This window comes from Vibrio sp. ER1A (assembly GCF_000733315.1).
Classification (GTDB): domain Bacteria; phylum Pseudomonadota; class Gammaproteobacteria; order Enterobacterales; family Vibrionaceae; genus Vibrio; species Vibrio mediterranei.
The window spans coordinates 573,183-597,706 of record NZ_JPJA01000086.1 but is presented as its reverse complement, the minus strand read 5'-3'; the positions used below and the strand labels follow the sequence as shown (position 1 = coordinate 597,706).

Annotated in this window: 29 protein-coding genes; 12 read left to right on the top strand and 17 right to left on the bottom strand. The window is 44.8% G+C overall.

Translation table 11 applies throughout. The annotated features are described in order from the left end of the window. Positions 1–67 precede the first annotated feature (67 nt). The 3 genes from HW45_RS10060 to HW45_RS10050 are packed head-to-tail and all read left to right on the top strand — an operon-like array spanning position 68 to position 1,554. A complete protein-coding gene (locus HW45_RS10060) occupies positions 68–760 on the top strand; it encodes an AzlC family ABC transporter permease (protein WP_081875789.1) in 693 nt (230 codons plus the stop codon). After that, positions 757–1,074, top strand: a complete 318-nt coding sequence (locus HW45_RS10055) for an AzlD domain-containing protein (protein ID WP_038226766.1) — start codon at positions 757–759, stop codon at positions 1,072–1,074. Before HW45_RS10060 ends, HW45_RS10055 begins: the two co-directional genes overlap by 4 nt. A 15-nt stretch (positions 1,075–1,089) precedes the next feature. Next, positions 1,090–1,554, top strand: a complete 465-nt coding sequence (locus HW45_RS10050; protein WP_051867978.1) for a DUF3429 domain-containing protein — start codon at positions 1,090–1,092, stop codon at positions 1,552–1,554. A gap of 22 nt (positions 1,555–1,576) precedes the next feature. Here the strand turns inward: HW45_RS10050 and HW45_RS10045 are convergent, their stop codons facing one another. Together HW45_RS10045 and HW45_RS10040 are read right to left on the bottom strand one after the other, a co-directional pair. Beyond that, entirely contained in the window at positions 1,577–1,954 is a 378-nt protein-coding gene (locus HW45_RS10045) for a nitrous oxide-stimulated promoter family protein (protein WP_038226764.1), read from the bottom strand. A 1-nt stretch (position 1,955) separates the two neighbouring features. Beyond that, positions 1,956–2,435 (bottom strand): LabA-like NYN domain-containing protein, encoded by a 480-nt coding sequence (locus HW45_RS10040; protein ID WP_031496709.1) that lies wholly within the window; start codon positions 2,433–2,435, stop codon positions 1,956–1,958. A gap of 122 nt (positions 2,436–2,557) precedes the next feature. Here HW45_RS10040 and HW45_RS10035 point away from each other — a divergent pair, with 122 nt between their 5' ends. Further along, a complete protein-coding gene (locus HW45_RS10035; RefSeq protein WP_038226762.1) occupies positions 2,558–3,019 on the top strand; it encodes a DUF4174 domain-containing protein in 462 nt (153 codons plus the stop codon). Between the two features lie 3 nt (positions 3,020–3,022). On the opposite strand, the gene HW45_RS10030 is transcribed toward HW45_RS10035, so the two are convergent. Together HW45_RS10030 and HW45_RS10025 are read right to left on the bottom strand one after the other, a co-directional pair. Then, positions 3,023–3,682 carry a potassium channel family protein gene (locus HW45_RS10030; protein ID WP_038226760.1) on the bottom strand — a complete coding sequence of 220 codons (660 nt, stop codon included), beginning with the start codon at positions 3,680–3,682 and terminating at the stop codon, positions 3,023–3,025. 17 nt (positions 3,683–3,699) lie between these two features. Next, entirely contained in the window at positions 3,700–4,218 is a 519-nt protein-coding gene (locus HW45_RS10025; RefSeq protein WP_038226757.1) for an NUDIX hydrolase, read from the bottom strand. A 188-nt stretch (positions 4,219–4,406) separates the two neighbouring features. On the opposite strand from HW45_RS10025, the gene HW45_RS10020 reads away from it, so the two are divergent. After that, a complete protein-coding gene (locus tag HW45_RS10020; protein ID WP_038226754.1) occupies positions 4,407–5,906 on the top strand; it encodes a DUF3943 domain-containing protein in 1,500 nt (499 codons plus the stop codon). A 209-nt stretch (positions 5,907–6,115) separates the two neighbouring features. Further along, the gene (locus HW45_RS10015; RefSeq protein WP_006072829.1) at positions 6,116–6,373 is read left to right on the top strand and encodes a putative hemolysin; all 258 of its coding nucleotides are present in this window, start codon (positions 6,116–6,118) and stop codon (positions 6,371–6,373) included. Between the two features lie 69 nt (positions 6,374–6,442). Here the strand turns inward: HW45_RS10015 and tdh are convergent, their stop codons facing one another. Together tdh and HW45_RS10005 are read right to left on the bottom strand one after the other, a co-directional pair. Next, entirely contained in the window at positions 6,443–7,474 is a 1,032-nt protein-coding gene (gene tdh, locus HW45_RS10010; RefSeq protein WP_038226752.1) for an L-threonine 3-dehydrogenase, read from the bottom strand. A gap of 52 nt (positions 7,475–7,526) precedes the next feature. Next, a complete protein-coding gene (locus HW45_RS10005; protein WP_006072831.1) occupies positions 7,527–8,720 on the bottom strand; it encodes a glycine C-acetyltransferase in 1,194 nt (397 codons plus the stop codon). A 165-nt stretch (positions 8,721–8,885) separates the two neighbouring features. Here HW45_RS10005 and HW45_RS10000 point away from each other — a divergent pair, with 165 nt between their 5' ends. The 5 genes from HW45_RS10000 to HW45_RS09980 all read left to right on the top strand — a co-directional run bounded on the left by HW45_RS10000 (position 8,886) and on the right by HW45_RS09980 (position 13,809). Beyond that, complete coding sequence (locus HW45_RS10000) at positions 8,886–9,809, top strand: LysR family transcriptional regulator (protein ID WP_038226751.1); 924 nt, start codon at positions 8,886–8,888, stop codon at positions 9,807–9,809. 22 nt (positions 9,810–9,831) lie between these two features. Continuing rightward, entirely contained in the window at positions 9,832–10,218 is a 387-nt protein-coding gene (gene gloA2, locus HW45_RS09995; RefSeq protein WP_038226750.1) for an SMU1112c/YaeR family gloxylase I-like metalloprotein, read from the top strand. A 363-nt stretch (positions 10,219–10,581) separates the two neighbouring features. Further along, the gene (gene pdhA / locus HW45_RS09990; RefSeq protein ID WP_038226749.1) at positions 10,582–11,673 is read left to right on the top strand and encodes a pyruvate dehydrogenase (acetyl-transferring) E1 component subunit alpha; all 1,092 of its coding nucleotides are present in this window, start codon (positions 10,582–10,584) and stop codon (positions 11,671–11,673) included. After that, positions 11,666–12,664 (top strand): alpha-ketoacid dehydrogenase subunit beta, encoded by a 999-nt coding sequence (locus HW45_RS09985; protein WP_038226748.1) that lies wholly within the window; start codon positions 11,666–11,668, stop codon positions 12,662–12,664. The genes pdhA and HW45_RS09985 overlap by 8 nt, the downstream gene beginning before the upstream one ends. After that, positions 12,661–13,809, top strand: a complete 1,149-nt coding sequence (locus HW45_RS09980; protein WP_038226746.1) for a dihydrolipoamide acetyltransferase family protein — start codon at positions 12,661–12,663, stop codon at positions 13,807–13,809. Before HW45_RS09985 ends, HW45_RS09980 begins: the two co-directional genes overlap by 4 nt. A gap of 17 nt (positions 13,810–13,826) precedes the next feature. On the opposite strand, the gene HW45_RS09975 is transcribed toward HW45_RS09980, so the two are convergent. The 7 genes from HW45_RS09975 to HW45_RS09945 form a co-directional block, all read right to left on the bottom strand. Further along, positions 13,827–14,195, bottom strand: a complete 369-nt coding sequence (locus HW45_RS09975; RefSeq protein ID WP_006074345.1) for an MmcQ/YjbR family DNA-binding protein — start codon at positions 14,193–14,195, stop codon at positions 13,827–13,829. Positions 14,196–14,279: 84 nt separating this feature from the next. Further along, positions 14,280–15,323, bottom strand: coding sequence for an NAD(P)H-dependent flavin oxidoreductase (locus HW45_RS09970; RefSeq protein WP_051867976.1), 1,044 nt, complete (start codon positions 15,321–15,323; stop codon positions 14,280–14,282). Between the two features lie 53 nt (positions 15,324–15,376). Next, complete coding sequence (locus tag HW45_RS09965; protein WP_038226743.1) at positions 15,377–15,805, bottom strand: NUDIX hydrolase; 429 nt, start codon at positions 15,803–15,805, stop codon at positions 15,377–15,379. Then, positions 15,805–16,227 (bottom strand): ACT domain-containing protein, encoded by a 423-nt coding sequence (locus HW45_RS09960; protein WP_038226740.1) that lies wholly within the window; start codon positions 16,225–16,227, stop codon positions 15,805–15,807. Before HW45_RS09960 ends, HW45_RS09965 begins: the two co-directional genes overlap by 1 nt. 149 nt (positions 16,228–16,376) lie before the next feature. Beyond that, the gene (locus HW45_RS09955) at positions 16,377–17,120 is read right to left on the bottom strand and encodes a class I SAM-dependent DNA methyltransferase (protein ID WP_038226737.1); all 744 of its coding nucleotides are present in this window, start codon (positions 17,118–17,120) and stop codon (positions 16,377–16,379) included. Positions 17,121–17,358: 238 nt separating this feature from the next. Continuing rightward, positions 17,359–18,303 (bottom strand): electron transfer flavoprotein subunit alpha/FixB family protein, encoded by a 945-nt coding sequence (locus HW45_RS09950; RefSeq protein ID WP_200874574.1) that lies wholly within the window; start codon positions 18,301–18,303, stop codon positions 17,359–17,361. A 27-nt stretch (positions 18,304–18,330) separates the two neighbouring features. Further along, positions 18,331–19,080, bottom strand: a complete 750-nt coding sequence (locus HW45_RS09945; protein ID WP_038226733.1) for an electron transfer flavoprotein subunit beta/FixA family protein — start codon at positions 19,078–19,080, stop codon at positions 18,331–18,333. A 135-nt stretch (positions 19,081–19,215) separates the two neighbouring features. On the opposite strand from HW45_RS09945, the gene HW45_RS09940 reads away from it, so the two are divergent. After that, the gene (locus HW45_RS09940; protein ID WP_038226730.1) at positions 19,216–20,883 is read left to right on the top strand and encodes an electron transfer flavoprotein-ubiquinone oxidoreductase; all 1,668 of its coding nucleotides are present in this window, start codon (positions 19,216–19,218) and stop codon (positions 20,881–20,883) included. 22 nt (positions 20,884–20,905) lie between these two features. Here HW45_RS09940 and HW45_RS09935 read toward each other — a convergent pair whose 3' ends face one another. From HW45_RS09935 to HW45_RS09920, 4 genes are read right to left on the bottom strand one after another with little or no spacing between them, the layout of a single operon-like run. Further along, complete coding sequence (locus tag HW45_RS09935; RefSeq protein WP_038226728.1) at positions 20,906–21,664, bottom strand: SDR family oxidoreductase; 759 nt, start codon at positions 21,662–21,664, stop codon at positions 20,906–20,908. Then, on the bottom strand, positions 21,665–22,588 hold the full coding sequence (mmsB, locus tag HW45_RS09930; RefSeq protein WP_038226726.1) for a 3-hydroxyisobutyrate dehydrogenase: 924 nt from the start codon (positions 22,586–22,588) through the stop codon (positions 21,665–21,667). An 11-nt stretch (positions 22,589–22,599) separates the two neighbouring features. Further along, positions 22,600–23,730 (bottom strand): enoyl-CoA hydratase/isomerase family protein, encoded by a 1,131-nt coding sequence (locus HW45_RS09925; protein WP_038226723.1) that lies wholly within the window; start codon positions 23,728–23,730, stop codon positions 22,600–22,602. 9 nt (positions 23,731–23,739) lie between these two features. Then, positions 23,740–24,522 carry an enoyl-CoA hydratase gene (locus HW45_RS09920; RefSeq protein WP_038226722.1) on the bottom strand — a complete coding sequence of 261 codons (783 nt, stop codon included), beginning with the start codon at positions 24,520–24,522 and terminating at the stop codon, positions 23,740–23,742. Positions 24,523–24,524 lie beyond the last annotated feature (2 nt).

Genomic DNA, 24,524 nt, shown 5'->3' with positions numbered 1-24,524 from the left:
TTCATATATCTACACACTTGAAAATTGACATTCCAAATACAATCTCTTGCTTACAAAGGAGTGTTATATGGAAAGTTCTACAACTAAATTCAAGAGGCTCATCCAAGGAACCATAGCGATGATGCCGCTCAGTCTAGCGGTGGTACCATGGGGGTTTCTAGCAGGTTCATTTGCTATTGATTCTGGTTTATCACCACTAGAAGGACAAGCGATGAGCGCAATTCTGTTTGCTGGAGCGGCTCAACTTGTTGCTATGGGGATGATTAAGTCTGGCGCGACCTTGTTAGCTATGGTCATCACCATTTTCTTTATTACCTCACGACATTTTCTATATGGTCTCTCAATGAGAAATCATATTTCTGTCTTACCGTTACGTTGGCGAGTCGTGCTCGGCTTCTTGCTCACCGATGAACTGTTCGCTCTTTGCGGCCACCACGACCCTAAAAAGTTTGACCGTTGGTACGCACTCGGAGCGGGACTATCATTTTATTTGATATGGAATATCGCAACCTTCATCGGTATCGTCATAGGATCACAAATACCAGATTTACAGCAATACGGTTTAGAGTTCGCGGTAGCGGCAACGTTCATTGCTATTGTAGTGCCCAATATAAAAACGACGCCAATTTTCCTAGCAGCATTGTCAGCTCTTTTGGCATCTGTCGCGTTTGCCGCGCTTGATATTGGTATGGGTTTAGTTTTGGCAAGCCTAATTGGAATGACAGTCGGTTATGTAAGTGAAGAGAGACTCAAACGATGACGTATTTAGTTATTTTAGTATTGACCGCCGTAGTATTTCTAAGTCGTTATTTGTTCTTAGAACCTACAGTACCGTTGCGGTTGAGTAGTTCTGCTCAGCGATTTTTAAGTTACGCGAGTCCTGCTGTTCTAACCGCTATTTGGGGGCCTATAGTATTTCTACCTCATGGCGAATTGTCACTTGCGGATAACTTACCTTACATGCTCGCCGCAACGTTTGCTGTTGCTATGGCATGGGTAACCAAAAATGTTTTATTAACGACAATAGTTAGCATCTTAGTATTTCTCGTCTTAAACTTGTTGATATTCAAGTAATAATAGGAAGCCACCATGACTGAAAAGGAGCGACTCCAACTTGTAAAGATGATGAACTGGTTGGGTTATCTCGGATTAATCCCCTTTGCGCTTTGTATCGCTAGTTTTAATACCAATGCAGAACTTTTCGGCATAAATACCAGAATAGTCTTCATCGCGTACAGTGGGATTATATTGAGCTTTTTGTGTGGCATTCTGTGGTCACATGCCTTGTCTGGCGAAAACAAACCACTGTCGCTGCCTATGCTTTTACTCAGCAATCTGATTTGTTTGATGGCTTGGCTGGTTATTTTGATTGCTCCACAACAGTTTCAGCTAGCATTAGTAGTATCAATGGTAGGGTATATCTGTGTTTGGGCCGTAGAGAAAATCAAGTTATCTACGGCAGGTTCATCCTTCCCTTCAACCTACTCAACTCTGCGCAATCATTTAACATTGGGTGTCCTTGTTTCACACGTTATTGCGCTCGCAGGCTCATAATTCCATTAGCTATCCAGCGCGCTTACTTAACTTTACGTTTCGCGCGATTAGACTGCCCTGCCTCTGGCTTTTTAGGTACTTCTCTTCTCTCGTGCAAAAGGTGACGAATTGATAAGATCGGGTGTGGCAGTAACATCCTTGGTCCAGAATAAACCATGACTTCTTTCATCTGAGCTTTAGGTTCTGGCTTATAGCAGTGTATTGGACATTTATTACAGGTCGGTTTTGACTCACCATATGGACAACGATCAAGTTTCGTCTCAGCATAGACCAGCAATGATTTGCAATCTTCACACAACTCATCATTACTTCCATGATGCTTTTTGCAATAAATGCGCATCATTGCAGAAACCGTTTTGAACTCTGTGGCCAGTGCGCCTACGAGAAGCTTACTTTTCATTCTACTGACCTATCAACAAATCAGAATCAATTTCAATATAGTCGTCAGCTGCTTGGATTAGGTTATTGGCCGTCAACGATCTCACACCAGCTACCGTAACTTTGGTGTTAAATCTCTGCTGGATACGTTCCACCAAAACTTGAAAGTCGCCATCTCCAGATATCAGGACGATTCTATCTACACTATTTGCGGTTTCGTACACATCCAAAGCCAACCCTACATCCCAATCTCCTTTTGCGCTGCCATCTAAACGCTGAATAAAGGGCTTTAGCTGAACATTAAAACCAATGCCTCTTAAAATGTGATGAAACTGCCTTTGCTTAGGATCAGTTGACGAAATGGCGTAGGCTCTCGCAATGTCAATTCGATAACTTTGGCTCAGCTTAGCCCAAAGCGCATTGTAGTCAAAGCGGCGACCGAACGCCTGACGAGTGGTGTAGTAGACATTTTGTACATCTACAAATATCGCTATTGATTCCATAATGAACATCTTTATCAATTTGCCGTCCATGATACCAGAAATCATGTTTGATTGTTTTAGCAATAGAAAACTCAATTGCTAAACTTAACGTATAATCACTGAGATAGCTTTAGGAGGTAACGATGAGAAATGTTGGACTAATCGCTCTGTTGACATTGTTGAGCGGCACCGCCTGTGGTTATCCAGAATATGGGTCAAAGCGCTCTGGAGAGGTTCATTACGATATGTCGCATCGTAGCGTCATGTACTTTGCACCCAGCAATGACGACAAAGTGAAGGAATTTTTGCTGGGTACTCTTACTAATGAGTGCTCGTTAGACGAAAGAGATGTAGTTACTCTGGTTATTACCGAGGATGGTTTCTCCTCCCCTGCATGGGTTAAAGAGACGTTTGACTACTCCACACTGATCAAAATGTATGGAATCAACAAAGGCGAGCATGCAGCTGTTCTAATCGGTAAAGATGGCTCGGAAAAACTTCGCTGGGGAGCAAAAACAGATTGGGCCTTAGTAAAGGAAACCATTGATGCTATGCCAATGAGGCAAGCTGAAATGAAAAGAGCAGCCAGTCGCTGCTCTATCTGAGTACTAATGGACTTCCTTTTGGGACAGATGGCTGCTCACTAAACTTGCAACCATTATCGCTAGATAGAAGCTACCCGTAATTGATTCTAGAAACACAAAAAACTTCGGAATCGCAAGTGCTGGAGAGATGTCTCCATAGCCAACAGTCGTTAATGTGATAAAACTAAAATAGATGACTTCGAAAAGGTTATCCAGCCATGGCTTCGCCTCCAAACCGTTAAAGGGAGCAACGAACAGCTCAAGCTGAATCAGGTAGATAAATGCAAATGACAAACCAAAAAGCAAGTAAACGCAAATAGAGCCCACAATCTGATTTAGCGTAACTTTCTTAGGTGTCATCACCTGCTTCAGCGCGGAAAAGGTTTGCGCTAAGACGAAGAACAGCATTGCAAACATGGTGATGAGGGACAGGTCATAGTCTTCAAATATAGAGATACTACCTGAAATCACGACCACAGTTATCATTACCGCATACCAAGATCGATAAAATGTCTGTTTTCTGTGTACGCCGACGATCGACGTACTCATACAAAGGATGAGTAACGCGAGAACATAGTCTTGAGCTTCATCTTTAAATTGATGAACGACCGCACTTAAGAAAAACAATACCAACAGAGAACCAAGCAAGAAAAAGAAATTGTCGTCTTTAGTCATCAATTTCATTGTTTAATCCCTTAGCTCTATAGCATTTCTTGTGCGATCAAGTGTAGCAAGTAGGTTTCCCTTTCAATGCTCATCCCTTTTTTATCGCTTTCTGCAATGGTCTTTTCATTAAAGGCGATTGCCTCGTGGATGTTTATCCAAACCGCTTTCATACCGTTCTTTACTTCATAATCTTCGTAAGCAGTCGCACCAAGCTCTCGGTCGACTTTGCATGAATAACAGTAAGAAATCATGTGCATTACATCAGCATCATCTTTATACCATGGACGAAATTCTTCATAAATTCCAAAAGGCTTTATGGAATGGATATTTTGGGCACCCGTTTCTTCTTCTAGTTCTCTCACCATACCTGCAATAACGTCCTCGCCTTCATCTAATCCACCGCCCGGAAGAGAGTAATCATGATAACGCTCAGTAAACAACAGCAAAATATTCTCACCATCAATCGCAATAGCGCGAGTTGCATTACGTTTGATAATCTTTTTGTCATCGAGATGTTCAATATCAGGATGAATAGCCGTGGTAATTTGTCTCACTTGTAACCTGCTAACCTATGAAATATTGCGAGAAGTCTATCACAAAAACATTCATTTACACTTAGACACAGTTTTGTCCTGACTAAATAAGCGACTAACATAAATGAACGCTGTATTATTGCTCCCTCGCTTAAAGGGACCTTAAGCAACTAATATTATAAATTCGTTTGCCAAGTTCCTCTTACAATATGAAACTTCAAAAATCGTTAATCGCATTATCCATCTTAGTCGCCGTTCCAACGACTTTCGCTCAAGATGACACATTATCCTCTGATAATCATAGTTCTGATAATCATAGTCCTGCTATTTCTCAGCAAGATTTTGTTCAACAAGCCATCGCAGAAGATCACAAGCTATCTGACTCAGGTCTCAGTTCAACTCAGTCTGCACAACTGAATAGCCTTGGATACCGTTCCATATCCACTAACAGTAGCTTTGAAGAGTTGCGTATAGCAAATGAGTCTGACAACCCAACAAACTTCTATGATTCTCCATATCGCGTTTCTCTGTTTAACCCTCAAAATGGCGAAGACAGTGAAAGGCTTTGGTCTCAAACTAAATCTATCTTTGCGTATGGCGTTGGTGTAGCAGGTGTCTTAGCACTGATGCCCGAATCTATTACTAACTGGGAAAAAGATGATATTCAATTAATGAATAAGTGGTGGGATAACGTGCGCTCGGGGCCTGTATGGGATCGCGATGATCACATTATCAACTACATCGGACACCCATATTTTGGTGGTGTTTATTACCAAGCTGCTCGAAAATCTGGTTATAGACAGTGGGATGCGTTTATGTATTCCACACTTATGTCCACTTTCTATTGGGAATATGGTATCGAAGCCTTTGCAGAAATCCCATCAATTCAAGATTTGGTCGTTACCCCTACCCTTGGCTGGGTATATGGTGAATGGGCATTCAATAAAGAAAAAGAAATTCGCTTACGAGGAGGGACTGTTTGGGGTTCTGATGCCCTAGGTTCAACAGCTTTGTTCTTCCTCGACCCTGTTGATAGCCTGGGGCGAGGCGTAAACAACATTGCAGGGCGCGAAGTAATTAAAGCTGGTACTGGTTTCGTCGGCGTTCATTCCAATGTCATGCGCAATGGTGAAGTAGAGACTAAGTACCAAATGCAAGTTAACTATGCCTTTGGTGCAGGTGAAACGGATGATAGCCTTAAACGTAGACAGAAAAAGAACTATCACCAGTACACAGACGACCCAGTTACCTACGGTATCGTTGGTGTGAGTGCCGGCTTTGCGTACCCGCAATTGGATAAAGAACGTAACCTGAAAAACGACTTTGCACCTGCCTTCACATTGGGCTTGTACTTCACAGAGCAGTTCTCTACTCGCTTAGGCTATATGCAAGGAAATTATGAATCGACGGTAAGCAACGAAAAGCACATCTATGAGAACTATAGCCTAGATGTTCAGTACTACTTTATGCCCGGCAGCGCATTTAAACCTTATTTAAATGCCGGCGTAGGTGAAGCCATGTTGGATAAAGACCGCGATACTAAAAAGCTACAATGGAACATTGGTACCGGCGTTCACTATTCCCTCAATGCCAATTGGTCTCTACAGGCTGACTGGAAATACGCTTACCATCGTAATTCTGGTGCTCGAGACCAACTATGGGGAACTCGTCTTATCTACCGTTTTGGCGAAGGTAACAAGTATATTTAGCACTTTGAAGCGACTAAACGGTGAGTTTCATACTCACCGTTTTTGTTTTTATTTAATCAATGAAGCAACGTCTGTAGGAATTTTAGGAACGAAACGACAATTGACCTGTCATTCTCATAAAATATTGAATAATTTGACTCAATCAAAACACTTTTCCTTTGAAATCTCCTACACTTAACTCAAAGCGTGAATTCCAACTAGGAGAAAGAATGAAAAAGTTACAATGGGTGATTGGCGCATTAGCGGTGGGAGTTATGGCTGGTTGTGCGAGCGAGCCAGATAAATACGATGTAGACGAAATAACGGTTGAAAGTGACCCTGCTTATGTTTACTGCGTTGAGCAAGGGCATAAATTAGAAAGATTCTCAGAAGAAGGTAAACGTGTACCTTACTGCGTTATCTCTGACGACGAACGTTACACCGTTTGGGACTACTACGAAAATAGAGATAAAGAGCAAAACAATTAGTCGCTATTTATTAAATAAAAGAGCCAGAGATACTTCTCTGGCTCTTTTATTTCACTATATGCCCTGAAGTTATTCCCAATCGAGAATAACTTTCCCAGACTGCCCGCTACGCATGACGTCGAAGCCTTCTTGAAAATCATCAATCTTGTAATGGTGAGTGATAATTGGCGTCAGATCTAAGCCAGATTGAATCAAGCTTGCCATCTTATACCATGTTTCGAACATTTCACGGCCGTAGATACCTTTGATCACCAGACCTTTGAAGATCACTTGGTTCCAATCGATACCCATGTCTGATGGTGGAATACCTAGTAGTGCGATACGACCACCGTGGTTCATGGTTTCAAGCATTGAACTAAATGCCGCTTGAACACCAGACATTTCAAGACCTACATCGAAGCCTTCAGTCATGCCTAGTTCTTCCATCACATCTTTTAGGTTTTCTTTTGCAACGTTTACGGCACGTGTTACACCCATCTGTCTTGCAAGATCTAGACGGTATTCGTTAACGTCAGTAATAACTACGTGGCGCGCACCTACGTGCTTGGCAACCGCAGCGGCCATAATGCCGATAGGGCCAGCGCCCGTGATCAGTACATCTTCACCAACTAGGTCAAACGACAGCGCAGTGTGAACAGCGTTTCCGAACGGGTCAAAAATAGATGCTAGATCGTCAGAGATACCTTCAGGGATCTTAAACGCATTGAACGCTGGAATAACCAAGTATTCAGAGAACGCACCAGTGCGGTTTACACCAACACCAACTGTGTTGCGGCATAGGTGAGTACGACCGCCACGGCAGTTACGGCAGTGTCCGCAAGTAATGTGGCCCTCGCCAGATACGCGGTCACCAATTTCGAAACCACGAACTTCTTGGCCAATACCAACTACTTCACCTACATATTCGTGGCCGACAACCATAGGAACAGGAATCGTGTTTTGTGACCACTCATCCCAGTTATAGATGTGTACATCAGTACCACAAATTGCCGTTTTCTTAATACGAATTAGAATGTCGTTGTGACCAAGTTCAGGCTTGTCCACTTCAGTCATCCAAATACCTTGCTCAGGCTTTAGCTTAGATAGCGCTTTAATTTTCATAATGTAACCTTAAAGACAGGTTCCAGGTTCTAAACCTGAAACCCTAAAAACCTTAGATAAGACCCATATCCTTGCCAACTTCGATGAATGCATCGATAGCGCGATCAAGTTGCTCACGAGAATGAGCCGCAGACATTTGAGTACGAATACGAGCTTGGCCCTTAGGTACTACTGGGAAAGAGAAACCAATAACGTAGATACCTTTCGCTAACGCACGCTCAGCAAACTCTGCAGCTACTTTTGCGTCGCCTAGCATGATTGGAATGATTGCGTGGTCGGCACCACCCATAGTGAAACCTGCGCCTTCCATACGAGTACGGAAATGTGCTGCGTTCTCCCATAGGCGCTCACGTAGGTCACCACTCTCTTGTAGCAGGTCTAGAACACGGATAGACGCATTTACGATAGCTGGAGCTACAGAGTTAGAGAACAGGTATGGACGTGAACGCTGACGTAGCCAGTCAATCACTTCTTTCTTACCAGAAGTATAGCCACCTGACGCACCACCCATCGCTTTACCTAGCGTACCAGTGATAATGTCGATACGGTCTACAACGTCGTGAAATTCATGTGTACCCGCGCCGTTCTTACCCATGAAGCCAACTGCGTGAGAGTCATCAACCATCACTAGTGCATCGTACTTATCTGCCAAATCGCAGATTGCAGGAAGGTTTGCAACCACACCGTCCATCGAGAATACACCGTCAGTTACGATTAGCTTATGGCGAGCACCTGCTTCGTTAGCAGCGATCAGTTGCTGCTCAAGCTCTTCCATATTGTTATTAGAGTAACGGTAACGCATTGCTTTACACAAACGGACACCGTCAATGATAGAAGCGTGGTTTAGCGCATCAGAAATGATGGCATCTTCTTTACCCAAGATAGTTTCGAACAAACCTGTGTTTGCATCGAAGCATGATGTGTAAAGGATAGTGTCTTCTTTACCTAGGAATGTAGACAGTTTCTGCTCAAGTTCTTTGTGAATGTCTTGAGTACCACAGATAAAACGAACTGAAGCCATACCAAAGCCGTTTTTATCCATGCCCGCTTTACCAGCGTCGATAAGTGCAGGATGGTTTGCAAGGCCAAGATAGTTGTTCGCGCAGAAGTTTAGTACTTCTTCACCTGTTGAGATTTCAACAGCCGCTTGTTGTTGAGAAGTGATGATGCGCTCAGACTTGTAAAGTCCTTCAGCTTTTACTTCTTCAATTTGCTCTTGGATTTGCTTGTAAAACGCAGAAGACATAGTGGATTCCTTTTTCTATCCTATTTATCAATAGGTTATGTAGGGAGGTGATATTTACAGCGTATTGATTCGCCTTATATCTAGATTGGAATCATTTTAGTTCATTGTGGTGCAAACGATTATCCCTTAAGATGGAAAACCATTAGTGAATCTGAGGCAACAATAATGTTCAGCCATAAGTTATTGAGTTTACTACCTGACCTCGCGTCTTTTATTTTGGTGGTAAACGAAGGCAGCTTTACCGCCGCCGCAAAAAAGCTAGGGGTCACACCATCCGCGCTATCTAAAACCATTACTCGTCTCGAAAGTGCGCTATCGGCAAAGTTGTTTGAGCGCACCACGCGAAAGTTGGTTATCACTCAGGCTGGGCAAAAAGTTTACGACCAAAGTGTGTTAATGGTGAACGCGGCACAACAGGCCATTGACGTCTCTCAATCCGACCATACTGAGCCAAGCGGGTCTATTACTGTCGCCGCACCGGAAGCGTTTCTTAACTCAGTATTACAACCTTTTATTACTCCCTTCCTAGTGCGATATCCGGAGATTCAATTGAAAGTTCGTGCCGTTGATGGCGAAATCGACCTGTTGCGCATGGGCATCGACGTTGCATTCAAGCTCACTGACAAACCAGACGAAAACCTCGTTATGAAAGAGTTAGGACCAACCAACCTCGTACTGTGTGCCAGTCCCGATTACATTGCTAAGCGTGGACTGCCCTATACACCAAGTGATCTTGAGAAACATGACTGCCTCTATCTTGCCGAAACGGAACGCGACAACATTTGGGATTTTCTCAAAGACGATGAGTTTCATACTGTAAAAGTATCAGGACGCTATGCCATCAACCACTCTCAGATGCGCCTCCATGGCGTTAAACAAGGTCTCGGCATCGGAATATTTCATGATTTTGTTATTTCTGAAGCCATAGAAGATGGCAGTGTTGTGCCTGTCCTCTCAGATTGGACCATTAAGAGTAACTACCATGGAGCTGTTGCACTCCAATACGCACAAACCAAATACATGCCGGCCCGCTTGCGTGTGTTTATTGACTATGTCGTCAAGGAACTACCTTCGAAGCTAACCAATTAACCAATCAACGACGGAAGACAAAATGCTTAATGGGATCCATCACACCGCCATCATTTGTTCCGACTACGAAAAATCGAAACACTTTTATGTCAACATACTAAAGCTGGAAATCATCGACGAGAACTACCGCGAACATCGAGACTCCTACAAATTGGATCTCGCCTTACCTGATGGCACGCAACTTGAGCTGTTCACTTTCCCTGGTGCACCTGATCGACCTAGCTTTCCAGAGGCTAAGGGTTTAAGACATTTAGCGTTTAATGTCACCAAGCTCGAGCAAATCGTCGATTATCTAAAAGCAAATGATATTGACGTAGAACCAATACGAATTGATGAATACACGGGTAAGCGTTTTACGTTTTTCCAAGATCCTGACGGTCTACCACTCGAACTATGTGAAGAGATCTAGAACTCAAGACCCACATATGGCAGAAAACCTGTTGTAGTTGCACAACCTCTACACGAAATTACAACAGGTAATACCAGTGACATATATCACACCAAACAATTGCACCCGTTCAAACCCAGTCGATATCACCATATTTCATTTCCAAATCCATATATTAATTCACATAAGTACCCCTGTAAGGTTAATTTTACTAGTATCAGGGCATCTAAATGCGGCACTTTTTAACAATTTGATTACACTTATAGTATCAATGATTCTTTTGTCTTCAGACGATTACCATCATGTCTGAAAACAAAAATCAAGGTTATACCCTGGGATTTTCTAGCACTAGCTCTTATCGGAGCGTGCGAAAAGGAGTTCGAGATGAACGTACAAGCATTACCCATGCATCGTTTTATCGACTACCAAGGTAATCTCGTTAAGCCGTTGCCCCACTGGGCAGATGAGAACACCTTACTTCAGTTCTATCGCGACATGGTAGTTGCGAGAACATACGATGCAAAAGCCGTTGCTCTTCAGCGAACCGGCAAACTTGGTACCTACCCGTCCCACCTTGGCGCAGAAGCCATAGGTATCGCCGTCGGTCACGCTCTCACAAGATCAGACATCTTCGTTCCTTATTATCGTGATATGCCCGCTCTCTGGGTACGTGGTATCGCTATAGAGAAAAACCTCCAATACTGGGGAGGCGATGAGCGAGGCAGTGATTTCCAATTTGACGATGGCTCACCATGCACCGATCTTCCCTTCTGCGTTCCTATTGCCACACAATGCACTCATGCTGTAGGAGTGGCGTCCGCCTTAAAAATTAAGGGAAACCACGATGTCGCTTTGGTAACTTGTGGAGACGGAGCCACGTCTAAAGGCGACTTCTTGGAATCGCTCAACTGTGCTGGTGCATGGAACATTCCTTTGATTTTTGTCGTCAACAATAACCAATGGGCGATTTCGGTTCCTCGCTCGCTACAATGTGGCGCAGAATTTTTGGCAGACAAAGCGGTTGGAGCTGGATTACCCGGTCTCACAGTGGACGGCAATGATGTTATAGCGATGTATGACACCATTTTGCAAGCGGTCGATCGAGCGAGAAAGGGCAAAGGAGCCACTTTGATTGAAGCTATCAGCTATCGACTAAGTGACCACACTACCGCTGATGATGCTAGTCGTTACCGTAGTGATTCAGAGCTACAACAAGCCTGGGACTATGAACCAATAAAACGTCTGAAATCCTATCTAATCGCGCGAAGCCTTTGGTCTGATGAACAGGAACAGTTACTGGCTCAAGAAGCAAAAACCATCGTTGAAGAAGCTGTTACTCGTTATTTAGCCACCCCACCTCAACCACCAGAGTCGGCGTTCGATTATCTCTACGAAACCCCAACAAAAGAGCTAGCACCGCAAAGAGATACGCTGATTAATAAGACGTTGCGAATGCAGGGAGGCAAACATGATTAATCAACAAACTCCCGAAATCACGCTCATTGAAGCGGTTAACTTGGCACTTCATTATGAAATGGAGCACGACAACAACGTCGTGCTACTAGGCGAAGACGTTGGAGACAACGGCGGTGTGTTTCGCGCTACTGTCGGTTTAAAAGAGAAATTTGGATTAAGAAGAGTGATTGATACTCCCCTTGCCGAAGCCCTAATAGGAGGCGTCGCCGTTGGCATGGCAACACAAGGGTTAAGACCTATTGCCGAATTTCAATTTCAGGGCTTTGTCTTTCCTGCGATGGAACACCTCATTTGCCACGCTGCAAGAATGAGAAACCGCACTAGAGGTCGGTTAACCTGCCCTGCGGTATTTCGGGCACCGTTTGGTGGCGGTATACACGCCCCTGAGCATCACTCTGAAAGCATCGAAGCCCTGTTTGCTCATATTCCTGGATTAAAGGTCGTTGTTCCCTCCTCTCCTCAACGAGCATACGGACTTCTGCTAGCTGCAATTCGTAGTAACGACCCTGTAATGTTTTTCGAGCCAAAGCGAATCTATCGAACAGTCAAATCACCCGTAGTAAATGATGGGCAAGCTCTGCCTCTTGATACTTGCTACACCCTAAGAAAAGGACGAGATCTCACGGTCGTCACTTGGGGAGCTTGTGTAGTTGAAACCCTGCAAGCCGCCCAATCTCTTTCGGAGCAAGGAATTGAAGCAGAAGTTATCGATCTCGCGAGTATAAAGCCTCTCGATATGGACACCATTATTAAATCACTGGAAAAAACCGGACGTTTACTTATCGTCCATGAAGCGAGCCAAAGCTGCGGTGTTGGAGCGGAGATCATTACTCGAGTTTCCGAACATTCTATGTGTCTTCTCAAAGCCCCACCTAAGCGTGTTACTGGGCTCGACACCGTTATGCCATATTACAAAAACGAAGACTATTTTTTAATTCAAGAACAAGACATCACACTTGCCGCACGCGAACTTGTGGAGGGCTGGAAATGAAGTCATTTTTATTACCAGATTTAGGGGAAGGACTCGCTGAGTCAGAAATTGTTCAATGGCACGTTAACGTTGGTGAACATGTAGAGGTTGATCAGGTGATCTTAACCGTCGAAACCGCGAAAGCCGTTGTAGAAGTGCCAGCACCTTACAGCGGGAAAATCGTCAGTCGTCATGGGGAGGAAGGTGACGTCATCAACATCGGCAGTTTGCTGATTGAAATTGAAGAAGTAGTCACGGAAGCGTCTGCCACTAACTCTACATCAGCCTCGAGCGACGCAGCCACCGTTGTTGGCAATGTATCAAACCACACACACCACGTTGAAGTTGATGACTTTTGGGTTGGGCCTGCTCACCATTCAAACTCTGAACAAACGGTCACAGCGATGCCGTCTGCTCGGCTTCTCGCTAAGAAGCTCGGTGTTGACCTATTAAAGGTGAAAGGTAGCGGGCACGACGGTGTTATTACTGACACAGATATTTACAACGAACTCGACCGACAAACACCAGGTACGGAAGTACTTAAAGGTGCAAGACGCACCATGGTCGGCACTATGGCGGATTCACATCACAACGTTGCTTCCGTGACGATCACTGAAGAGGCGTTGTTGTCCAATTGGTCACAAAAAGAGGATATTTCCGGCCGTTTAATTAAAGCTGTTGTCTTTGCTTGCCAAAAAGAACCGGCTTTAAACGCATGGTTTGATGCCGATACAATGACACGTTGTGTTCATAGCAAAGTGAATATCGGAATCGCGGTAGATAGTAGCCATGGATTGTATGTCCCAGTACTCAGAAACGCCGACAGCTTTGACCAACAAGGAATTCGCCATTGGTTAAATGACACTGTAGAGGGCATTCGAGCCAGGCGAATAGGCAGAGAACAACTACAACACGCGACGATAACACTGTCGAACTTTGGTGCCATTGCCGGAATTTTCGCGACCCCTGTCGTCTCACCGCCTCAAGTCGCTATCGTAGGAGCTGGTCGAATTATCGAGAAACTAGTTTTACAAGACGGCCAGCCAATAGTCATCAAAGCGCTACCTTTGTCGATCACATTCGATCATAGAGCCTGTACTGGTGGCGAAGCGGCGCGATTCGTAAAAGTACTGGTTGAACACCTGCAGCAGCCAACTATTGACTAAACGTTAAACGGGGTGAGTTAGTCGTCAATCACGATACCTAGCTCACCACGTTTTTTCTTACTTAGACCTAACGCCACCAACCGATATGATTCTTTAAGGTAATATTGTAATTCTTCGTCAAGTCGACCAGATGTCTCCACCTGCTGTATCCACTTCATTCCACGACTCGCAAAGTATGGCGCAGGCCGATAGCCTTCACTGTCACTAAGAAAATCAAAATTCAAATCCGACGTTTTGAAAGTAAACGCAGCCCCGCTCTCTTTGTTCCAGCCCCCAATAGCGAAGACCTTGCCACCGACCTTCCAGACATGAGCATCACCCCATTGAATAACATGACTGGTCGCTGGGAAAGCGCCGCAAAATTCGTTGAATTGGTCGTAATCCATTGTGGTTTCTCTATAGTAATTCGGGTTTAATAATAGCCATGGTTTATGAATAAATAAGGTTTATCGCAATATTACGTTAATTACTCAGACTCTAGCGAGATCTCTGAGTATCTTTTCTGCCGATACTTCTTTACAACCGTCAGTGCTTTCTCCACACCAAAGCGGTGAGAAGTCTGCGCTACCTTGCTGCTCTGCCTGTCCTCTGAGCTGCGTGATATCGATAGACGCATAGGGAAATTGCGGTGCTTCCTGTGTTACAAAACCAAGCTCCCTCATTGCACGATTGACTATTCCTCGTGCTGGTCGCCCCGAGTATACATTGGTAATTGCAGTATGCTGAGACTGAGTGCTTTTGATAGCATCACGATGTAACGCCGATGTCGTGGCCTCATCGCACAATAAAAATGCGGTCCCCACCTGAACTACCTCAGCACCTATGTTAAACGCGTGTTCAACCTTGTCAGCAGTGCTGATGCCTCCAGCCGCCACGACGGGTACAGTGACATTCTCAACAATTTTCTTGATAAGATCTTCGACTGGTAATTGAGTAGCAAGATCATCCGTTAAGAACATTCCCCTATGACCGCCCGCTTCTACTCCTTGAGCAATAATCGCATCCGCTCCGTTATTCTCTAACCAAATCGCCTCTTCGACGGTAGTCGCCGAAGATAAAATACATGTCCCCCAGCTTTTTACTCGTTCTGTAAGAGCCTTGTTCGGCAGCCCAAAATGGAAACTAATGTAAGGAGGTTTAAATGCTTCAATAGCATCAGCGATATCCTCGCTAAATGGCATGCGCGTTGCCATGCTAGGTTGAATGGCAATATCGAGTTCCAACTCTTCAAAATAGGGTGCAAGTCGATTACGCCACTGAGCTTGGCGTTCTTGATCAAAGTTAGGCATTGAGTGACAGAAAAAATTGAGATTGTATGGTTTATCGGTCGCTGCTGTAATGGACTCTAATTCTTTTACAATACGCTCTTTAGAAAGCATGCCACAAGGTATAGAGCCTAAACCACCAGCTTCGCTTACTGCTATCGCAAGCTTACTGTCTTGTACTCCGGCCATAGGCGCTTGAATGATTGGCAGCTCAGTATGCAGCCATGATGAAAACGTCCTTTGTTTCATATTCATTTCCTTGTCAATTTGTTCATCTATCCAGTCGTTTTCTCTCGCTATCCTCAGCGTAACATTTCTAAGATACCGTCTGGATACAGCGGTATCTTTCCTGCTAATAACTCGCTTTCTTCAACCCATTTAACGACGAATTCCACTCCATTAGTTTCAATCCCGTCGATATGAGTCTTTCGATAGAAACCTTGATCAACAAATCGCCCCTGATAGACAAACACAATCTCGTGTCCAGTGCGTCCATCGAAGGTAAAGAGATTCTCACTAACCCCGAGAAGTTCAAGGGAGGTCACATCTGCGCCGATTTCTTCTTTTACTTCTCGTTCAGCGGCCTGTAGTGACGTTTCACCAAATTCAATGCCACCACCGACGGGGATCAGGTAGTTCTGGTCTTTTGCCGGGTCATAACCTTCTGCAAGTAACACCTTTCCGTTATGTCGAAAAAGGCAAACAGCTTTGGCTCTAATAGCAGCGGTCATTAGATGCCCCCATCATTGCTGGATTTGTCGTGACTAAACTCTTGTAAAGCTAGTAACGCTTTTTGAGCATCTAGTGATGGTACAAAAATATGGTCGTGATAGTAGGCAGCAATGACGTTGGCACTAATGCCTTTGTCCGCCAATTTTGAGGCGACGGCTGCGGTTAGACCAACAGCTTCTAGACTAGAATGAACATTAAGCGTAATTTGTTGAAATACTGACTCAAAGCTCAACTTCGCTTTTACGGCTTCGGCTTTAGGTAGGACAAGTGTGAGACCTTCCGCTTCAATGAAGGTAGCAATCAACTCAAGTTTTGTATATTCCTTAAGCGTCCCTTTCACATGACAGAATACGACTTCGTCGTCGAGTAGACATGGACTCATAGAGCTCAGTAACTGCTCCAGCTCGGTAATACCAGCCATCAAACATTCCTTAGTGACTTAAAACAGAGTGCATTATCCTGCAAGCGAAGTGCACTCGCTTCAAGTTAAGGGTGTTCAATATGATAGCTAGGTTGCATATTTAACGAGCTTTGATTCACTTACTCTCGTTACAACCTAGCAAGACACTGTTACTTCTTTACGCAAACCGCTAGAACATTGCCAGATTGCTGATCCCAAGGAGTGATTTTTTCATAGTCATGCTCAAACAGATGCACTTCGAATAGCGGTTCTAGCAATGCTTTTAGTTCCTGGATAGTAAAAGCCACCATCGGATGCTCATCAAACCAACTTTGCGTTTCCTCACCCGTGTTTTTTTCAATGTTAAGCTTAAGTGCCTGACGCTCACCTTGCCCTTCATAATACCAACCTGAACGAAACGTAAATTTACTGCCTTCACTCTCTGCTGAATGCTGAACAAAAGAATGGTTATTGATTTTCAACCTATCAACCGCATTGAAGCAAAATACGCCACCGACTGACAGAGCATTGAACACACTATTGAGGCACTGTTTAAGCTTTTCTATCCCATCACAGTAATGAATCGAATAGAGAAAGCAGGTAATCAAATCAAGTGGTTGTGTAACATTAAACTCGCTCATATTTTGTAGCGAAAAATGAGCTTCCGGACATCTAACCGACGCGAAGTCCAACATAGGTTGATTGATATCTAAACCACTACTTTGATAACCATAATCAATAAAGTGACGAACATGAGGGCCAGTGCCACATGCTAAATCAAGATGAGTATTTCCTTGGTTTCCAAACAATTGATGCAATCGTTTTACGTTATGACTCTGCGCTTGGTAATCAATATCGACACACATTAGGTCGTAGTAACCAGAAAGGTCAGTATAGAGAGAATTGGCGGACATGTTTGCCTAGTCGTTGCCGACGAAAAACTGCGGGTGGCGCATCCTATACGAAATCAACGATATTCATAACAAAAAGTTAGCGCCCGAAAACAACTTATCTACCAATTCACACTTAAAAGGTAAATAGTATCAGCTATTCAATACCTTAGAAGTACATTGTCGAGTAATCACCAACCTCAAACGCGCTGTAGGAATTGTCCTAACAGCAAAGTAGCGACTTGGTATTTAACCTAAGCTCTTAAGGTACTTTGTCGATAAGCTCCGGCATAATCTCAAACAGGTCTCCTACTAATCCGTAGTCCGCAACTTGGAAAATGGGCGCTTCAGGATCACTATTTATCGCGACGATCACTTTAGAGTCTTTCATCCCTGCCATGTGTTGGATCGCGCCTGAAATACCGATAGCAATGTACAAATCCGGTGCGACTATTTTGCCCGTCTGACCAACTTGCAGGTCATTTGAAACAAACCCTGCATCAACCGCAGCTCGCGACGCACCAATAGCACCACCGAGTTTATCAGCGAGCTGTTCCACCAAAGTAAAGTTGTCTTTACTGCCTACGCCACGCCCACCTGAAATAACAACACGAGCAGCCGCCAATTCAGGGCGCTCACTTTCATTTTGTTGCTGAGAGACAAATGCAGAAAGACCATTCCCAACATCATGACCACCGACCATTATCACTGTCGCTTGATTCGCGGGGTCATGCCCCACTGCTTCAAACGCCGAACCGCGTATCGTCATGAGTATTTTTTCCTCTGTCGACTTCACTTTCGCTAGCGCGTTACCTGCATAGATTGGACGGATAACCGTATCTGTCGTCACAATTTCCACGACATCAGATAGCTGGCCGACGTCGAGCAGCGCAGCAATACGTGGTAGCAGATTTTTCCCAAATGTCGTCGCTGGAGCCAAAATATGTGTAAAGTCTTTGGCAAGCTGCACCGCTATTGGTGCTCCGTTCTCAGCAAGTAAATGACTAAATTGTTCATCGTCGGCGACGATCACTTGCTTGACGATATCGCAGTGGCCAATACGCTCTATTACCTCCTGACATTGATACCCCATGACAAGCACCGAAATGTCACCACCTATTTGCGCCGCTGCGGATAGCGTTTTAAAGGTATCAAGCGCTACGCTGTGGTTATCGTGCTCTGCAATGACAAGAATTTGCGTATCCATAATTATCTCCCCTTGATACTCTTCGGCTTAAATTACTTTCGCTTCATTTGTTAACTTATCGATCAGCTCATCTACATTTGTGACTTTCACGCCTGCCGGACGCGCTTTGGGTGCCAAGACTTCTATCACCTGATGTTTTGGCATCAAATCCACGCCTAATGAATCAACATCAATAACATCGAGTGGCTTGCGTTTGGCTTTCATGATGTTGGGTAAGGACGCATAACGAGGTTCGTTCAACCTCAAATCAGTGCTGATGATGGCTGGCAATGTCAGTTTCAAGGTCTCCAGTCCCCCGTCTATCTCTCTAGTGACTTCAATATGCTCACCCGACAGTATGACTTGCGAGGCAAACGTTCCTTGAGGTCTACTCGTCAAAGCCGCTAGCATTTGCGCAACTTGATTGTTGTCCGTATCGATCGATTGTTTACCTAGTAGAACCAATGTTGGCTGTTCTTTCTCAACCATCGCTTTCAAGATTTTTGCTACAGCTAAAGGCTCAGGTGATGCTGCCGCTTCTATATGGATCGCTCTGTCAGCTCCCAAAGCAAGGGCATTGCGCAACGTTTCTTGCACTGTCTTATCACCAATACTCACGACCACTACTTCGTCTACAGAGCCAGACTCTTTAAGTCTTATGGCTTCTTCCACAGCAATCTCACAGAAAGGATTCATCGACATTTTGACGTTAGCGGTTTCAACGCCACTACCATCTTTAAGGACACGAACTTTTACATAGGGATCAACGACACGCTTTACAGCAACTAACACCTTCATACCGACTCCTTGGATAAAACTAACAAGCCTAATGGTTACTATTTGAGCTTAGTAAAGTTTACGTTTACGTCAACTGCACTATAGTTATACGTAGAGTTCCAAAATGGATCCATTTTGCAAAATTAGGTGTCGAACATGGAAAGAGAATGCATGGAATTTGACGTGGTTATAGTTGGTGCCGGTCCTGCGGGGCTTGCTTGTGCCATCCATCTTACGCAGCTTGCGACGCAAAACGACTCTGAGCTATCGGTATGTGTGATTGAGAAAGGTGCCGAAATTGGGGCTCATATCCTCTCTGGTGCAGTGTTTGAAACCAGAGCGCTTGATGAGCTTATTCCTGACTGGCAATCGCTAAACGCGCCAGTGAACAATCCTGTGCAGCAAGATGACTTCATTTATCTGACCACCCAATACAATCACCTAAACATACCTTCATTTCTAACGCCAGCTACACTGCACAACAACGAATCGAATCACATCATTAGTCTTGGCTTGTTGTGTCAATGGCTTGCAGAGCAGGCAGAACGACTTGGCGTTGAAATCTTCCCTGGTTTTGCAGCGCAACACGTTATCTATTCCGATACAGGCGCAGTGGTTGGTGTGTGTACTTCAGATATGGGGTTAGATAAGAACGGAGAACAAAAAAGCACGTTTGAAGCAGGTATCGAATTAAGGGGTAAGTACACCATTTTCGCTGAAGGTGCGCGTGGTCATTTAGGTAAAGAACTTATTCAGAGATTTAAGCTCGATCAGGACAAGCAGCCACAGCATTACGCTTTGGGTTTTAAAGAAGTTTGGCAACTACCCGATGAGCAGCCCCACTACGCTAAAGGCAAAGTCATTCATGGCGTCGGTTGGCCCTTGCACGATTCTAAAGCCACCGGAGGCAGCTTCGTCTACCACCTGGACAATCATCAGATCGCTGTTGGTCTAATTGTCGACCTCAATTATACCAATCCTCACCTAAGCCCTTTTGACGAATTTCAACGCTTCAAACACCACCCAGCCATTGCGAAATACCTTCATGATGGTGAACGTCTATCGTTTGGTGCAAGAGCCATCGCTAAAGGTGGCCTTCGTTCGCTCCCCAAACAGCAGTTCCTTGGAGGGCTACTCATTGGTTGCGATGCTGGCACACTGAACATGGGCAAAATAAAAGGCACCCATACCGCAATGAAGTCCGGCATGTTATCTGCCGAGGCGGTTTATCAGCAACTCGCGAAGGGATGCGCGCATAATGAACCGGATTATCAATCCTTATTTGAAGCGTCGTGGCTCCATCAAGAACTCAGCGACACACAAAACTTTGGAGCTAACTTGCATCGTTTTGGCGAACCTCTGGGAGGTATGCTCAATGTGCTAGAACAAAATGTATGGACACGTTTATTCAATCGCCCGATTCCTTGGAGAGTGACTGACGCCAGTGATGATCACTCACAGTTAGCACATAAAAGCAGAGTGCCTAACATCACCTACCCAAAGCCCGATGGCGTATTGAGTTTTGACAAACCCTCTTCGGTTTATTTGTCTGGTACCCAGCATGAAGAGAATCAACCGTGTCATCTGCAACTTCTCGATGTCAATGTGGTCACCGATAGCCATATTCCACAGTTTGACGAGCCTAGTCAGCGCTATTGTCCTGCTGGTGTGTATGAGATTATTGAAGTGGAAGGTCGCAAACAGCTGCAAATCAACGCCAGTAACTGTCTGCATTGCAAGACTTGCGATATTAAGGACCCATCAGCCAATATAAAATGGACCCCACCAGAAGGCGGTGGCGGTCCAAATTATCAAGCTATGTAATCGTCAATAAGAACAAAGGCGGTTAAATCACCAGACCGCCATCCACTTCGATGACGCGACCATTCACGTATTCATTTTCCAGTATAAAACGCACCGTATGAGCGATCTCTGACGGATCGGCCATTCGTCTTACTGGAACCATATGCTCAAGTCTTTCACGAGCTTCTGGCTTCATTTGCGCGGTCATTGATGTCTCAACGACACCCGGAGCAATGGCAGCAGCGCGAATGCCATAGCGCGCAAGTTCTTTCCCCCAAACGGAAGCCATGGTCGCCACCGCCGCTTTAGAAGCGGCGTAGTTAGTTTGCCCCATATTACCTGCTCTCGACACACTTGAGATGTTGATAATAACGCCTCTTGAATCCGTCTCGATCATTTTTACTGCGGCTTCACGGCCACACAAAAACGTACCGGTGAGATTGACGTTAATGACCGAGTTGAACTGGTCTAAAGACATCTTAGATATCTCACCATCTCTCGCTTTAACTAACATGCCATCGCGAAGAATACCGGCATTATTAATCAAACCATTTAGCGCCCCAAAATCAGTGACAACGTCACTAAATACAGATTCCACCTGCTCTTCATTGGTCACATCTACTTGATAGATTTGTGCTTTAACCCCTAAATCCTCACACAACTGTTTGGTCTGTGCCAACGCTTCAAGGTTCACGTCCATCAATGCGAGATGCGCTCCTTGTTGTGCGAGACTTGTCGCCATTGTTTGACCTAATCCTTGGCCAGCACCGGTAATGGCGATAACGCTCTGTTTCAGTTCCATCTACTTCTCCCTTTCACTACGAAAATACTCAAACAGACTAGAGAAATCTAACTCAGCATTGCCATTATTGTTATGAAATGCGTAGAGATTACGCGCTAATGCGCCCATAGGAACAGCAGATTGGCTATTGGCCGCAGCCTGCATCCCTAATCCCAAGTCTTTTGACATCAACTTACTCATAAAGCCCGGAGCGTACTGATTGCTCGCTGGAGCAGATTCCATTACTCCCGGACAAGGGTTATATAGTTCTAAAACCCAGTTTCTTCCAGAGCTCTGTTGCATAATATTTGATAGTACCTCAGGGTTGAGACCGTTATCGATCCCAAGGCTCAAGGCTTCACAAGTTCCAGACATGACGATGCCCAATAACAAGTTATTACAAATTTTAGCCATTTGGCCGTCACCGGCTTGCCCAGCATGGAAGATGTTCTTCCCCATATGAGCTAAGATTTGTTGTGAGGTTTCAAACGCTTGCTCTGTACCACCAACAATAAATGTAAGCGTTCCAGCCTTGGCACCTGCTACGCCACCAGAGACAGGCGCATCAACAAAACTCAATCCATTTTTGGTTGCCTCTTTAGCAACTAACTTTGCGGAATCCGGCTCGATTGTCGAAGAATCTATAAGGAATGTACCCGGTTTTACCAGTTTGAGTAGTCCTTCACCTCCATGATGGTCACCTAAATACACCGCTCGCACATGCTTTCCCGCTGGAAGCATGGTTATTACCGCATCAACATTTTCAACCGCCGCTTCTAGGCTGTTAAATGCCTTCGCACCGACAGATTCAAGCTTCTTAGCAAGCTCAGGGACAAGGTCAAAGACATTGACGGATAAACCGGCTTTTAACAGGTTTTCCACCATAGGACCGCCCATGTTACCAAGCCCAACAAACGCAATGGTATTACACTCTGACTGATTCATAGCGCTTCTCCTTAAACCCGACCAAGCTGAAATAGAGGATGTTCTTGCTCTCGCCACAATGAGGTGAACAACTCGTCAATTACTGCTTTATCAACTGAGTTAATGTTTGGATACTTCCAATGTGGTGCGCCGTCTTTGTCAACTAGACGTGAACGCACCCCTTCTTCAAATTCCCCTAATGTAGCGCTCCTAACACCGAGAATCAGTTCGAGTCGAAAACAATCCGCAAGCGATAAATGGCTATAGTCATTAATTTGTCGAAAACAGATATGAGCAGTAATAGGACTACCCCCAGTTAGGTTATGTTTCGCTGCTGCCAACCACTTTTCGTTACCCGGTAACGCCATAATATTAGTGAATACCGTCCCAATGTCGGTTGCGTTGCATGCCGCGCAAATTTCATTCAAGCGTGGTTTCAACTGAGGTGCCGGCAAGTTGGACTTATCTTTGGCGGCCAATTTATCTAAACATTCGGAGATAAATTCGTAACTATCTTCGACACAGTTCCAATTGGTTTCTTGCAACTGATTAATGAACTTCTCTTTAGCATCAGGGACAACTAAATGGTCCGCCATATGAATGTCCATCGCATCCGTGGCATTAAACATGACGCCAGTCAGTCCTAAAAACAGGCCCAAGCGATCTTCAAGTTGATTAAGGAAGTAAGTTGCCCCCACATCGGGAAAGAGGCCGATGCTAATTTCCGGCATCGCTAAACGTGATGCAGGCGTGACAACCTTATGGCTGGTTCCCATAAACAGCCCCATTCCTCCGCCCATCACAATACCGTCTCCCCAACCAATGATAGGCTTACAGTAGCTATGAATGAGGTAGTCGCACTCATATTCCACGCTAAAAAACTGCTCGCAGTACGCTTTGGCCACATCTGCTGGTTCCGTTTTCATCATGGTGTGCATGGCTCGTACATCGCCACCCGCACAGAACGCCTTTTCACCCGCACCGTCCAAAACCACACACACCACTCGCTCGTCCTGATGCCACTTTTCGAGTTGTTGTTTCAGTTGCACAATCATATTGTGAGTGAGTGCATTTAATGAGGTACTGTTATCTAACGTGGCTATAGCAACTACATAGCCGTCTTCACCACAGGGAAGTTCTTGAAAATTCACCGTATCTGACATTTTGCTCTCCTAGCTATTCTTCCATTCGGGTGGTCTTTTTTCTAGAAAAGCATTCACCCCTTCTCGTTGATCCTCGGTATCAAACAATCGGATGAACAGCTCTCGTTCTTTGACTAAACCATGAGAAATAAAATCGTGTCGATTTGACTGAATCAATGTCTTGCATACCGTTACCGAGCTAGGTGATTGATGAGCAACTTGCTCTGCCAACGCTACTGCGACAGACAGCGCCTTACCCCTTTCAACAACCTCTTCAACCAATCTTATATCCAGTGCTTTTTGTGCCGATACTTGCTCTCCACACAAAATGATTCGTTTTGCCCAGCCTTCACCTACCAGAGCCGTAAGGTTCTGCGTTCCCCCCGCACAAGGTAGTAAGCCCACTTTGGCTTCCGGAAGTGCTAAAACGGCCTGTTGCTCTGCAATTCGAATATCACAAGCGAGCGCTACCTCTAAACCGCCGCCCATCGCGTAGCCGTTAATAGCGGCAATTGACACGCCGCGAAAACCTGACAACGCCTCAAACGCTTCACCAAACACTCTTGACATGGTGCAAGCACTTTCTTTATCCCCTTGAGCAAACACCTTCAAATCAGCACCAGCGGAAAAGAATTTCCCTCCGTTGCCAGTGATAACCAACGCATAAACATCTTTGTTATCATTTAGCTCAAATATTAGTTGTTTAAGGCGCACTAAGCTTTCACAAGTCCATGTATTGGCGGGTGGATTGTGCATAGTTAACACAGCCACATGGTTATCAATGGTGTAAGGAATCGAACTAACCTCTGACATCT